Source organism: Blautia sp. AF19-13LB (assembly GCF_003479105.1).
GTDB classification, from domain to species: domain Bacteria; phylum Bacillota; class Clostridia; order Lachnospirales; family Lachnospiraceae; genus Fusicatenibacter; species Fusicatenibacter saccharivorans.
Map to the genome: position 1 here is coordinate 245343 of NZ_QUGO01000001.1, position 12417 is coordinate 257759.

Annotated in this window: 12 protein-coding genes; 11 read left to right on the top strand and 1 reads right to left on the bottom strand. The window is 49.0% G+C overall.

What is annotated here, in order from left to right; all coding sequences use genetic code 11:
- The first annotated feature begins 6 nt into the window (after nucleotides 1–6).
- From DWX32_RS01240 to DWX32_RS01250, 3 genes are read left to right on the top strand one after another with little or no spacing between them, the layout of a single operon-like run.
- Nucleotides 7–1089, top strand: a complete 1083-nt coding sequence (locus DWX32_RS01240) for an ABC transporter substrate-binding protein (RefSeq protein ID WP_242998333.1) — start codon at nucleotides 7–9, stop codon at nucleotides 1087–1089.
- Complete coding sequence (locus DWX32_RS01245; protein WP_118639896.1) at nucleotides 1067–1849, top strand: ABC transporter permease; 783 nt, start codon at nucleotides 1067–1069, stop codon at nucleotides 1847–1849. The genes DWX32_RS01240 and DWX32_RS01245 overlap by 23 nt, the downstream gene beginning before the upstream one ends.
- The gene (locus DWX32_RS01250; RefSeq protein ID WP_070100780.1) at nucleotides 1846–2502 is read left to right on the top strand and encodes an ATP-binding cassette domain-containing protein; all 657 of its coding nucleotides are present in this window, start codon (nucleotides 1846–1848) and stop codon (nucleotides 2500–2502) included. The genes DWX32_RS01245 and DWX32_RS01250 overlap by 4 nt, the downstream gene beginning before the upstream one ends.
- 48 nt (nucleotides 2503–2550) lie before the next feature.
- Here the strand turns inward: DWX32_RS01250 and DWX32_RS01255 are convergent, their stop codons facing one another.
- On the bottom strand, nucleotides 2551–3372 hold the full coding sequence (locus DWX32_RS01255) for an aldo/keto reductase (RefSeq protein WP_117509050.1): 822 nt from the start codon (nucleotides 3370–3372) through the stop codon (nucleotides 2551–2553).
- Nucleotides 3373–3736: 364 nt separating this feature from the next.
- Between DWX32_RS01255 and DWX32_RS01260 the strand changes: the two genes are divergently transcribed.
- The 8 genes from DWX32_RS01260 to acsD all read left to right on the top strand — a co-directional run bounded on the left by DWX32_RS01260 (nucleotide 3737) and on the right by acsD (nucleotide 12415).
- The gene (locus DWX32_RS01260; RefSeq protein WP_055218122.1) at nucleotides 3737–4087 is read left to right on the top strand and encodes a hypothetical protein; all 351 of its coding nucleotides are present in this window, start codon (nucleotides 3737–3739) and stop codon (nucleotides 4085–4087) included.
- Between the two features lie 14 nt (nucleotides 4088–4101).
- On the top strand, nucleotides 4102–4284 hold the full coding sequence (locus DWX32_RS01265; protein WP_022462432.1) for a CooT family nickel-binding protein: 183 nt from the start codon (nucleotides 4102–4104) through the stop codon (nucleotides 4282–4284).
- A 135-nt stretch (nucleotides 4285–4419) separates the two neighbouring features.
- Nucleotides 4420–5352 carry a methylenetetrahydrofolate reductase gene (locus DWX32_RS01270; protein ID WP_022462431.1) on the top strand — a complete coding sequence of 311 codons (933 nt, stop codon included), beginning with the start codon at nucleotides 4420–4422 and terminating at the stop codon, nucleotides 5350–5352.
- A 38-nt stretch (nucleotides 5353–5390) separates the two neighbouring features.
- The gene (locus DWX32_RS01275; RefSeq protein WP_022462430.1) at nucleotides 5391–6161 is read left to right on the top strand and encodes an ATP-binding protein; all 771 of its coding nucleotides are present in this window, start codon (nucleotides 5391–5393) and stop codon (nucleotides 6159–6161) included.
- Nucleotides 6162–6287: 126 nt separating this feature from the next.
- Nucleotides 6288–8180, top strand: coding sequence for an anaerobic carbon-monoxide dehydrogenase catalytic subunit (gene cooS, locus DWX32_RS01280; protein WP_117760360.1), 1893 nt, complete (start codon nucleotides 6288–6290; stop codon nucleotides 8178–8180).
- Between the two features lie 62 nt (nucleotides 8181–8242).
- Nucleotides 8243–9031, top strand: a complete 789-nt coding sequence (locus tag DWX32_RS01285) for an ATP-binding protein (protein ID WP_117509047.1) — start codon at nucleotides 8243–8245, stop codon at nucleotides 9029–9031.
- 15 nt (nucleotides 9032–9046) lie between these two features.
- Nucleotides 9047–11176: an acetyl-CoA decarbonylase/synthase complex subunit alpha/beta gene (acsB, locus tag DWX32_RS01290; protein WP_117509046.1), complete on the top strand. Its 2130-nt coding sequence runs from the start codon at nucleotides 9047–9049 to the stop codon at nucleotides 11174–11176.
- A gap of 297 nt (nucleotides 11177–11473) precedes the next feature.
- Nucleotides 11474–12415: an acetyl-CoA decarbonylase/synthase complex subunit delta gene (gene acsD, locus DWX32_RS01295; protein ID WP_117509163.1), complete on the top strand. Its 942-nt coding sequence runs from the start codon at nucleotides 11474–11476 to the stop codon at nucleotides 12413–12415.
- Nucleotides 12416–12417 lie beyond the last annotated feature (2 nt).

Genomic DNA, 12417 nt, shown 5'->3' on the forward strand with positions numbered 1-12417 from the left:
AAAAAAGTGAAAAAGAAAAGAAAGATGGGCTTTGCGGCAGCGATTCTTGCAATGGTACTTTTGTTTGCAGGATGCGGCCAGACAGAGACAAAGACGGAGAGCAGCGGGACAAAAAGCACAGGATCAGAAAGTACAGTATCAGAAAGTACGCAGACAGAGAGCAGCACAGCGGCATCGGAAACAGAAGATGAGACACTGGTCCATGTGCTTGCATTAAAAGGACCGACCAGCATGGGAATGGTAAAAATGATGAGCGATAACGACAGCAAAGAGTCACCTGCGGACACGTTTGAACTTGCCGCTGCCCCGGATGAGGTCAGCGCAAAACTGGTACAGGGAGAGGTGGATATCGCCGCGGTTCCGGCGAACCTTGCAAGCGTACTCTACAACAAGACAAACGGCGGCGTGCAGGTGCTCGCAGTCAATACGCTCGGTGTCCTTTATATCGTCGAGGACGGCGATACCGTACATTCCATTGCGGATCTGAAAGGCAGAACCATTTATGCGGGCGGCAAAGGTGCAACTCCGGAGTATGCTTTGAATTATATCCTCGAAAAGAACGGCCTCGTACCGGGTGAGGACGTAACGATCGAGTGGAAGAGCGAACACGCCGAGTGCGTGGCAGCACTTGCAGAAGATGCCGATGGAATCGCCATGCTGCCGCAGCCGTTTGTAACGACGGCACAGACGAAAAAAGAAACGCTGCGCACCGCACTTGACCTGACCGAAGAATGGAACAAAATCCAGGAGTCCGAAGGAACGGCGAGCACACTGGTGACAGGTGTTACCGTTGTGCGCACTGCCTTTGCCAAGGAGCATCCGGAAGCAGTTGCAGACTTCATGGAAGCTTACCAGGCATCCGTATCCTACGTAACCGAAAACACGGATGAGGCGGCAAAACTGATCGGGGATTATGACATTGTTCCGGAGGCAGTCGCAAAGAAAGCGCTTCCGGCATGCAACATTGTCTGCATCACCGGTGATGAGATGAAAGAGAAGCTTTCCGGTTATCTCGGTGTACTCAAAGACCAGAACCCGGAGGCAGTCGGAGGAGAACTTCCAGGAGATGACTTCTATTATTCCGAATAAAAACAAAAAAGAGAAACAGAGAAAAACGAAGCTCTGGCCGATCGTGTTCTGGCTTATGATCTGGCAGGCGGTAAGCGTTTTTGTCGGGCAGGAGATCCTTCTGGCATCTCCTGCTGCTGTTTTGAAACGCCTTTTTACGCTTGTAACAGAACAGGTCTTCTGGCAGTCCCTGCTGTTTTCCGGAGCACGCATCGGAGCCGGATTCCTTCTTGGTGCGGCGGCGGGAATTGCAGGAGCTGCACTTGCCGGTCGGTTTTCCATTGCAGAAGAACTCCTGACGCCGCTGGTTGCAGCAGTGAAAGCAGTGCCGGTCGTTTCTTTTGTGATTCTGATCCTGATCTGGGTTTCTTCGAAGAATCTTTCGGTTGTGATTTCGTTTCTGATGGTATTTCCGATCCTGTATACAAACACGCGGAACGGCCTACGGGAACTGGACACAGCGCTTTTGGAGATGACAGACGTTTTTCAGGTTCCGCGGCCGGTGCGGCTGCGCTGGGTGATCCTGCCGCAGCTGTACCCATATATCCGGACGGGATGTTCACTTTCCCTCGGCCTTTGCTGGAAGGCCGGAACGGCAGCAGAAGTAATCGGCATTCCGAACCGATCCATCGGAGAGCATCTGTATCAGGCAAAAATATATCTCGACACACCGGGACTCTTTGCCTGGACGGCAGCGATCGTGTACGTCAGCTTCTGTCTCGAAAAAGCTGTTTTAAAAGGAATGGATCTTGCAGAAAAAAGGATGCTGGTGATGAAATGAGAGAAGATACGATTGAAATCTGCCATCTGAAAAAAGCGTATGGAGAACACGTTATTTTTTCGAATCTTACGATGGAACTGAAAAAAGGAGCAGTGACCTGTCTGATGGCTCCTTCCGGGGCTGGAAAGACAACCCTGCTGCGGATTCTGGCAGGCCTGGAGCAGGCGGACGGCGGAAAAATCGGGGGACTGGAAGCCTTAAGAAAAAGTATGGTTTTTCAGGAACCGCGGCTGGCAGAAGAACTGACAGCTGCAGCCAATATCCAGCTCGCGGTAAGGCGCCGCATGTTTGGAAAAGAAAAAAGAAGCTCCCGTCATCTTGTGGAGGAGATGGAGGAACTCGGCCTTTCGGGCTGTGAAAACCAGGCTGTATCGGAACTGTCGGGCGGCATGCGCCAGCGGGTGGCGGTTCTGCGGGCCATGCGCATGGACGCAGATTTCCTCCTTTTGGATGAGCCGTTCCGGGGACTGGATGCGGGGACGAAAAAGAAAACGATGAACTATATCCGCAGAAAAGGAAAAGAAAAAACGATGCTTCTGGTCACGCATGATTTAGAAGAAGCCGAAGCAATGGGGGACTGGATCTGCACCTGCAGCAGACTGGATGGTATCCTCGAAATAAAGAGAAACAGAAAAAGCAGCACAGAAATCTGAAACGGAAAGAAACAGATTTTCTGTGCTGCTTTTGCTGTGAATCCGCAGTTACAGCAGGTCATCCGGTATGGAAGCAGAGCGGAGCTGTTCGTCCATCGTGTCGATGAGCGCCATGTCGGCTTCAGAAAGTTCGAAGTCGAAGACATCCGCGTTGGCAAAAATGCGGTCCGGCTGTGTCGATTTCGGGATGACACTGATGCCCTGCTGGACGAGGTAGCGGAGGCCGATCTGTGCTTCAGTGCGTACATACTTTTCTGCCAGCTGCTGCATAATCTCACGGTTCAGATAAAGACCTCTTGCGAGCGGCGCATACGCTTGAACGGCGATTCCATGTGAACGGCAGAAAGCGATGAGCGGTTTCCGGTTCCAGAGCGGATGGCATTCGATCTGGTTGACGGCCGGGATGACGCCGGAAAATTCAAAGAGGGCGGTAAGGTGCGGCTCCTCGAAGTTGCTGACGCCGATCGATTTTGCACGCCCGGATTCGCGGATTTTTTCGAGTGCGCGCCACGTCTCCGGGTAGCAGCCCGGCACCGGCCAGTGAATCAGGTAAAGATCAACGTAGTCGAGACGGAGACGGTCGAGGCTGCGGTTGAAGGCACCTTCGATATCACCGACCCGCTGCGCGGTATTCCATACCTTTGTGGTAATAAAAAAGTTTTCCCGCGGAATCCCGCTTGCGCGGATCCCGCGGCCGATGCTGTCCTCATTTTTATAGGAGGAGGCGGTATCGATCAGACGGTAGCCGTATTTTGCCGCGGTGACAATTGCTTTTTCTGCCTCTTTTTCTGTCGATTTGTAAGTGCCAAGCCCCAGAAGCGGCATCGCTCTGCCGTCGTTCAATGTAATGGTTGGAATAGAAAGTGCCATAAAAACCCTCCGTATCTTGAATCAAAAAAAAGATTTTGCCGTATTTCTCTCATAATTATGTTTAGTATAACATGAAAATTTAAAGAAATCAGACCAAATATATTAAAAAAGTTTAACACAATCGGGAAATGAAAAAAAATAACAAGCCATGCAAGAAAAAAGAAGGATGCCAGGACGGCCTGTACGGCGAATTGTACAGAAATTTTGTGGAGGCCGTATTGATTTTGTGCATGAAATAGAGTATAATAAATTTGAATTGATATTTATTTATCATTCCCTGTACAATCTGCAGGACGTTTCAGGAAAACAAAAGCGGACGAAACGGACGGCAGAGCAGAAAAACGGGGACAGAGGAGGCCATATTATGCATTTATTATATGACGAGAATGGAAATCCCATTCCGCACGGAGCTCACGACGAGCACCATCATCACCATGACCATCATCACGAGGGAGAAGACTGCGGACATGCCTGCAATGCATGCGGTTCCGAAGAAAAATGCAAGGACGAGAATCTTGCCCTTTTAACCTATATGCTGCAGCACAATGAACATCACGCAGCAGAACTCGACGAGATGGCCGACAAACTGGAAAAAGCCGGAATGGCGGACGCCGCAAAACAGATCAGGGAGGGAGTATCCGATTTCCAGAAAGGCAATATGCGCCTGTCCCTTGCACTGACACTTGTAAAAGAGCATTTGAAAGAAGTTAAGTAGAGGAGGCGTAAGCTATGTGCCTTGCAACGGTATACAAAAATCCGGAAAACACAGTTGTCTGTAAAAATGTGAGCCGCATCGATGTCGATGGAGAATACGTTCTGATCCGTGACATCATGGGTGAGGAGATCAGACTGCAGGGTAAGATCAAAATGGTAGATCTTGCAAACAGCATCGTAGAGCTGGACTGTGAATGATAATTGGTTGACGGAACCAGTTATTCTATAAAAGCGGTTTTAGGCCCCCGGGCTCTGCAAATCGGAACAAACAGAACAAGCGAACCGGGACTTAGAATAGGAATATATTATATTAAAGCGGAGGTAAATTGAATTATGAAACTTTCAGAAGAGATGAAAAACAAGACCCTTCTGTCTTTTGAGCTGTTCCCGCCAAAGACAGAGAAGGGACTGCAGAATCTGCCGGGTACCATCGACCACCTGATGAAATATAACCCGTCTTACATTTCCTGTACATACGGAGCAGGCGGCGGCAACGTCGGAGCAAACCGTGAAGTATGTCAGATGATCAAAAATGCCGGAACTACACCGGTTACTCATTTCACCGTTATCAAAAACACAAAAGAAGGAATTAAAGAACAGCTGGATCAGTATCTGGCTGACGGCGTAGACCACATGCTGGCACTGCGCGGTGATATTCCGCTTGGCGAGACCACAACCTGCGGTGACTTTGACTACGCTACGGATCTTGTAAAATTCGTACGTGATACCTACGGCGACAAATTTGAAATCGCTGTTGCAGGTTCACCGGAAGGCCACATCTCCTGCAGAAGTCTGGAGTCTGATATCGCAGTTCTGAAACAGAAACAGGACAACGGAGCTGACTACATCATGACACAGCTCTGCTGGGATATGGAGCAGTTCAAATACTGGCTCGATGCAATCCGTAAAGCAGGAATCACCATGCCGGTAGACGTTGGAGTTATGCCGATCCTGGATCAGGCAGCTACCATCAACATGGCACTTTCCAGAAACGGCTGTGTTATGGACAGAGAGCTTTCCAGAATGATCTCCAGACACTGGCTGTTCCCGAACCCATTTGCAGCAAAAGATGCAGAGGGCAAACCGTTCGACGTATTCTACGACAAGAAAGTTGCAGAGTTCAAAGAAGAGGGTATCGAATATACCGTAAAACAGATTGATGCATACCGTGCACTTGGTGTCAATGGAATTCATCTGTATGCACTGAATAAATGGAAAGACGTATCTGAAATCATCGACAGATCCGGCCTTTGCACACTGGTTTAATGAATTAATTACTTGAATTTGGGAGGCATCCGATTTTTATGGCACACGTAATAGCTGTCGCCGGAAAAGGCGGCGTTGGAAAAACAACATTATGCGGCTTGCTGATCCAGTATCTCTGCGAGTCAGGAAAAGGTCCTGTTCTTGCAGTTGATGCGGACGCAAACTCAAACCTGAATGAGGTACTCGGTGTAGAAGTAGAAGCTACCCTTGGAGATATCCGGGAGGAGATTGCCCGTGCAGAGATGGCATCCAAAAACCCGATTCCGGCAGGTATGAGCAAGGCAGATTATGCGGAATTTAAATTTGCAGGCGCTCTGACTGAAGAAGATGATTTTGACCTGCTTGTGATGGGAAGAACACAGGGAAAAGGCTGCTACTGCTTCGTCAATGGACTTCTGCAGAATCAGCTTGCAAAGCTGTATCCGAATTACCCCTTCATGGTTGTGGATAACGAGGCAGGCATGGAGCATATCAGCCGTGGTATACTTCCGGGAATGGATACAGCTATTTTGGTCAGTGACTGCTCAAGAAGAGGAGTACAGGCCGCTGCGAGAATCGCGGAGCTGATCAAAGAATGCGATATGAAGCCGAAGCAGGTAGGACTGATCGTAAACCGTGCGCCGAATGGCGTGTTAAATGAGGGAACCCGTGAGGAGATTGAAAAACAGGGATTAACTCTCCTTGGCGTTGTTCCGCACGATGATCAGGTTTATGAATATGACTGTGACGGAAAACCAACCGTACGTCTGCCGGAAGACTCTCCGGTACGCGCGGCATTAAAGAAAATCGTAGAAAACCTTGATTTATAAAAACAGAGAATCTGCCCTCCGCTTTGTACACGCTGCAGACGGAGGGATATTTCAAAAGTAAAATATCCCCCATGGGAGGATGTTTTTACCATAAAAATATTAAAATACAATCTTGAGGAGGACAAGATGAGCGAATTCAAATTAACAAGCGTAGAAGAATTCGAACAGGCCACGAATGAGCTCCTGGAAAATGGTGCAAAGGTTGGCGCTGACGCATGGCAGTTTCGTGTAAAAAACCAGACCCCGCACTGTAAATTCGGTGAGCAGGGAACCTGCTGCCGTATCTGTACGATGGGACCTTGCCGTATTACACCAAAGGCACCGAGAGGAATCTGCGGATGCGATGTACACGGTATTGTAGGACGTAACTTCCTGCGCTTTACAGCAGGCGGTTCCGCAACACATTCCGATCATGGCCGTGAGATCTGCCACACACTGCATGAGGCTGATCCAAACGGAAACTACAAAGTAAAAGATCCGGAGAAACTGATCCGTATCGCAAAAGAGTGGGGCGTAGAGACAGAAGGAAAAGATATTTACGATCTGGCACATGAGATGTCCGAGCTGGCTCTTTTAGAGTATGGTAAACCGTTTGGAACACAGAGATTCCTGAAACGTGCTCCGCAGCACACACAGGAAATCTGGGAGAGAGAAGAAATCGCACCGCGTGCGATTGACCGTGAGGTTGCATGTTCTCTTCATATGACTCATATGGGATGTTCTTCCCTTCCGGAAGCACTCGTTCGCCAGTCCCTTCGTTCCGGACTTTCCGATGGATGGGGCGGCTCCATGATGGGTACCGAGTTCTCTGACGTACTGTTCGGAACTCCAAAGCCGATCGAAACCGAGGCAAACCTTGGTGTTATGAAAGAAGATGAAGTAAATATCATCGTTCATGGCCATGATCCGTCACTTTCCGAGATGATCTGCGAATACGCAGACGATCCGGAGATGATCGCATATGCAAAAGAAATGGGAGCAAAGGGAATCAACGTGGCAGGTGTCTGCTGTACTTCCAATGAAGTAGCAATGCGCCGCGGCGTGCCGATGGCAGGTAACTTCCTGCAGCAGGAAAACGTGGTACTGACCGGTGCCTGCGAGGCCATCGTTGTTGACGTACAGTGTATTTTCCCGGCCCTTGGACCTTTAAGCAAATGTTTCCATACTAAATTCGTTACCACCAGCCCGATTGCGCAGATGCCGGATGCAGAATACATTCGTTTCAACGCAAAAACAGCAGGTGAGAATGCAAAAGCCATCGTAAAAATGGCAATTGAAAACTTTAAAAACCGGAAACCGGAGCTGGTACATATCCCGCATATGAAGCAGAAAGCAACCGTTGGATACTCTTTTGAGTCCATCATCAAGACTCTGGATAAAGTAACCAATTCCCAGGTTGACCAGACCGGAACTCTGATGCCGCTGTGGCAGTGTGTGGCATCCGGCGTTATCCGCGGTGCAGTTGCCATGGTAGGATGCAACAACCCGAAAGTCCGTCCGGACACCGCTCACATCGAGCTGATGAAGAAGCTGATCGCGCACGACGTTATCATCGTTGCTTCCGGATGCTCTGCACAGGCAGCAGCAAGAGCAGGTCTGATGGACAAACGTGCTAAAGATCTCTGCGGTGCAGGTCTGAAACGTGTCTGCGAGCTGGCTGATATCCCGCCGGTACTCCACATGGGATCCTGCGTTGATATCTCCCGTATGATGGTTCTTGTAGCAGAACTTGCTAAAATCGGTAATGTCAATATTTCCCAGCTTCCGGTTGTCGGATGTGCTCCGGAGTGGATGTCTGAGAAAGCAGTCTCCATCGGAAACTATGTTGTAGCAACCGGTATCGATACTTACCTTGGCGTAGAGCCGTATGTATCCGGATCCACTGAGGTAACAGGACTTCTGACCAACGGTGTCCGCGACTGGGTTGAGGCAGCTTACACAGTAGAAAAAGACATCGACAAGCTGGGCGATGCAATGCTCGCACGAATCGAAGAGAAACGTGCCGCACTCGGCGTATAAAAAGGACAGGGCGGTCCCTGACGTAAAAAGAGACCGCCCTTTTTGAAGTGAAAAGGTGTAAAATGAAAATAGCAGTAACTGGAAAGGGTGGCGTAGGAAAAACAACCATCGCAGCGACCCTTGCAAGACTTTATGCAGAAGAAGGCCATCCGGTTCTGGCTGCAGATGTCGATCCGGATGCCAATCTGGGCCTTGCGCTTGGATTTCCGGAAGAAATCCTCGATTCGATCATTCCGATTACCAAAATGAGAAAACTGATCGAAGAGCGCACCGAGGCAAGTGCAGACAACCGGTTTTACAAGATAAATCCGAGAGTAAGTGATATCCCCGATAAATACAGCAAAGAGTACAATGGAGTCAAACTCCTGACGCTTGGCACCGTGGAGACGGCCGGAAGCGGCTGTGTCTGCCCGGAGCATGTGATGCTGCGGAGAATCATCAACAGCCTGGTCCTTCACAGAGGGGATGTTGTCATCCTCGACATGGAAGCAGGCCTTGAGCATCTGGGAAGAGGAACGACGGAGGGCATGGATATGTTCATCGTAGTCATCGAGCCGGGTGCAAGAAGTATTCAGACCTATAAGAATGTCAAACGTCTGGCCGAAGAGCTTGGCGTTCATCAGGTTCATGTCGTGGCAAACAAAGTACGCGACGAAAAAGATGAGGCATTCATACAGGACCGTATCCCCCCGGAGGATCTTCTGGGCATGGTCCACTACAACCCGGAAATTATGGAAGCGGACAGGGAAGGTTCGTCTCCATATGATTACAGCGCGGCTGCAGTAGAAGAGATACGGAAAATAAAAACAAAAATCGATAAGTCAAACATGCCTGGCATGGAAAAAGTGTGATAGGAGGAAAAACACATGACATTATTCGAGAGAGTATTTGGCGGAAATGATGCAGTATACGGTCTTACCGAAGCTGCCATTGATGCCGCAATCGCAGCAAACGGAGAGGAAAAAGCAGTCAGCTTCCCGGACACTGCTTACGCACTTCCGTGTTACTATGCTGTAACAGGAGTAAAGGTTACCAACTTAAAAGAGATGAAAGAGGCTCTTGGCGTGGTAAAATCTCTGATGACAAGAGAAAATCAGCTGAATGATGTATTTATGTCCGGTGTTGCAACTGCACTCTGCGCAGAGTTCATCGAGGCAATTAAATACATCGACGGTGCAAAACCATATGATGAGCCGTGCTACGGCCATTTAAGCGATGCCATCATCCGTGAGCTTGGTGTGCCGCTTGTAACAGGCGATATCCCGGGCGTAGCTGTTATCCTTGGAAGCGCTCCGACCGCACAGGAAGGCGTGGATCTGGTTAAGAGCTATCAGGCACAGGGTATTCTTGTAACACTGGTTGGCGGAATCATTGATCAGTGTCAGGAATTAGGATACAAGACCGGCGCAAACGTACGTGTCATCCCGCTTGGAAAAGACGTAACATCTGTAATCCACGTTGTATCCGTAGCAATCCGTGCAGCCCTGATCTTCGGTAACGTAACTGCAGGCGATGCAGGCGCACTGATGACCTACACCAAAGACCGTGTACCGGCATTCGTAAATGCTTTTGCTCCTCTGGATGATGTGATCGTTGCATGCGGCGCTGGTGCGATTGCACTTGGTTTCCCGGTTATCACAAACGATGACAAAGACGTTCCGGCTATTCCAAAGAGTCTCATTATCCAGAAGGACGTTTCCAAATTCAACGCAACTTCTCTGGAAGCCCGCGACATCAAGATTAAAATTACAAACATCGATATCCCGGTTGCATTCGCATCTGCATTTGAGGGCGAAATCATCCGCCGCGGTGATATGCAGGTTGAGTTTGACGGTTCCCGTGTAGACTGCTGCGAGCTGGTTCAGACAAAAGATGCTTCCGAAGTAGAAGATCACAAGATCGAGCTGATCGGACCGGACATCGACGAGTTCGAGGTAGGTTCCAAGCACAGCATTGCATACGTTGTTGAGGTTGCCGGAAAGAGCATGCAGCCGGATTTCGAGCCTGTATTTGAGCGTAAATTCCACAGCTACCTGAACTGCATCGAAGGTGTGATGCATACCGGACAGCGTGATATGATCCGTATCCGTGTCAGCAAAGAAGCTTTCAACGCAGGCTTCCGTGCAAAACACTTCGGAGAAGTTCTGTACGCACAGGTGAAGAACGAGTTCGAGGCTGTTGTTGACAAATGTCAGGTTAAGATCTACACCAATCCGGAAGACTGTACCAAGATCCGTCACGAAATTGCAATTCCGGTATTCGACAAACGTGATGAGCGTCTGTCTACCATGACAGATGAATCCGTACCGGTATACTACAGCTGTATCATGTGCCAGGCATTCTCCCCGAGCCATGTATGTGTTGTTACACCAGAGCGTCTCGGACTTTGCGGTGCTGTTTCATGGCTGGATGCAAAAGCTACCAACGAGCTGGATCCGAACGGACCTTGCCAGGTTATCACAAAAGAAAAAGTAATCGATGAGAGAATCGGTGAGTACGAGGATGTTAACGAGGCTGTTCGTAAACTTTCCCAGGGCGCTCTTGATGATGTATCTTTGTACTCTATCATGGAAAAACCAATGACATCCTGCGGATGCTTCGAGTGTATCTGTGGTATCGAGCCGTTCTCCAACGGTGTCTGCATCGCAAACCGTGAGTACGCAGGCATGACTCCTCTGGGAATGACCTTCTCCGAGCTGGCTTCCATGACAGGCGGCGGTGTTCAGACTCCTGGATTCATGGGACACGGCAAACACTTTATCGCTTCCAAGAAATTTATGAAAGCAGAAGGCGGCGTTGCCCGTATCGTATGGATGCCGAAAGAGCTGAAAGAGCAGGTTGCAGAGAAACTGAATGAAACAGCAAAAGAGCTGTACGGTATCGACAACTTTACCGATATGATCGGTGACGAGACCATCGCAGAAGATCCGGAGACACTGGTTGCATTCCTGACCGAGAAAGGTCATCCGGCACTTGGCATGGATCCAATGATGTAATTCGTATTTTACAGGCTTATCCTGTGAAAGAATAAGCAGACCGGCATGGCTTGGGAGGGGATTCCAAAGCGGAGGAGGAAGCCCTTTCCGGCACATGCCGGCAGCTGTAAAGTGATTTTCTGGAAAAAAACGGCTGACGAAGAGAAAACGGATACTTTTTGTCAGAAAATCTTGGAAAATATCCTGGTAAATCTTGCATTCTCCGGGAAAAAACGTTAAAATAATAACAGGTGTGTCCATGAAGCGGAATCATGGAGATATGCCTGTATGGAATTTATTTTTAAGGAGGCTTTTTTTATGCCGTTTAATCGCAAACCACAAAAGTTTAATGCAGCAATTAAATCCGTTGTAATCGGCAGCGGAGACAAAACCGTAACTCTTGGCGGAGAAAACGTATTACCATTCTATGCTTTCGACGGTGAAATCAAAAACGGACCGAAGGTCGGCGTTGAAATCACAGACCTTGGTATGGAAGGAGAACCGGAAAGCGTAAAAGCATACTATGAAGGTGCAGCTACCATGGGCGAGATTGCAAAAAAAGCAGCAGCTATGGAAGGTGCAGATTTCCTCTGCCTTCGTCTGGCAGGCGGAGACCCGAACGGTCTGAACAAATCGGTAGAAGAACTCATTGAGACAGTCAAAGAGGTTGCTGATGCCGTTGACGTGCCGCTTGTTGTAGAAGGATGTAAAAACGTTGAGAAGGATTCCGAACTGCTCACAAAAGTAGCAGAGGTCCTTCAGGGAAGAAACGTTCTTGTTATGTCCGCAAGAGAAGAAGATTACAAGGCAGTTGGTGCAGCCGCAGGTCTGGCATACAGCCAGAAAGTCGGCGCTGAGTCCGCTGTAGATATCAACCTTGCAAAACAGCTGAATGTTGTTATGACCCAGCTTGGTGTCAGCGCGGACAGCATTGTTATGAACGTAGGTTCTGCAGCAGTCGGATACGGATATGAGTACGTAGTATCTACACTGGACCGTATCAAAGCAGCAGCATTATCCCAGGACGATAAAATGCTGCAGATGCCAATTATTACTCCAATCGCTTCTGAGACATGGAATGTAAAAGAGGCAATGGCAACAGAAGAGGAATCTCCGGAATGGGGAAATCAGGAAGTACGAGGAATCTCTATGGAGATTCAGACAGCAGCCGCATCTCTGGCTTCTGGTTCTGATGCAGTTATCCTCAAACATCCACAGTCTGTTGCAACCATTTCCAAAATGATTCAGGAACTGATGTAATC